The sequence below is a fragment of the Variovorax sp. E3 genome, from assembly GCF_016082275.1.
Taxonomy (GTDB): Bacteria; Pseudomonadota; Gammaproteobacteria; order Burkholderiales; family Burkholderiaceae_C; genus Variovorax.
The window spans coordinates 1-606 of sequence record NZ_MOWM01000377.1 but is presented as its reverse complement, the minus strand read 5'-3'; the positions used below and the strand labels follow the sequence as shown (position 1 = coordinate 606).

The window sequence follows — 606 nt, the reverse complement described above, 5'->3', positions numbered from 1 at the left end:
GTCGAAGTCGACAGGCTGTTGATGCCACTCGTCGCCGTGCTCAACCCCGACGACGTCGAGGTCGAGAGGCTGGAGACGCTGCTGTTCGTGGTGCTCAGGCCGCTCGACGTGGAAGTCGACAAGCTGTTGATGCTGCTCGTCGCCGTGCTCAACCCGACGACGTCGAGGTGGAAAGACTGGAGACACTGCTATTCGTGGTGCTCAGGCCACTCGACGTCGAAGTCGACAGGCTGTTGACGCTGCTGGTCGCCGTGCTCAAGCCACTGGAAGTCGAGGTCGACAAGCTTGCAACGCTGCTCGTGGTCGTGCTCAGGCCCGACGACAGGCTGGCGATGCTGCTGGCCGTGGTGCCCACGCTGCTCGACAGGGACGCGGCGATGCTCTTGACCTGCGCCACGTTCACGGCGTCCTGGTCGTCCCTGCCCGGCGCCACCCCCGTGATCTGGCGATTGCCCACATTCACTTCGCCGGCCGAGTTCTGCGCACCTGCCAGCGCAAAGGCGATGTAGTTGGTCAGCGCGCCGACATTGGCGACAGAGCCCGCGCCCAGCGCGACGCTGTTGGGCATGTTGGTGACCGCGCCGTTGCCGAGCGCCACGCTGTCGG

1 pseudogene is annotated in these 606 nt (G+C 65.5%); it reads right to left on the bottom strand.

The features are described 5' to 3' along the window. Positions 1-148 precede the first annotated feature (148 nt). A pseudogene (locus tag BMG07_RS40955) lies at positions 149-606 on the bottom strand (adhesin); the annotation flags it as partial.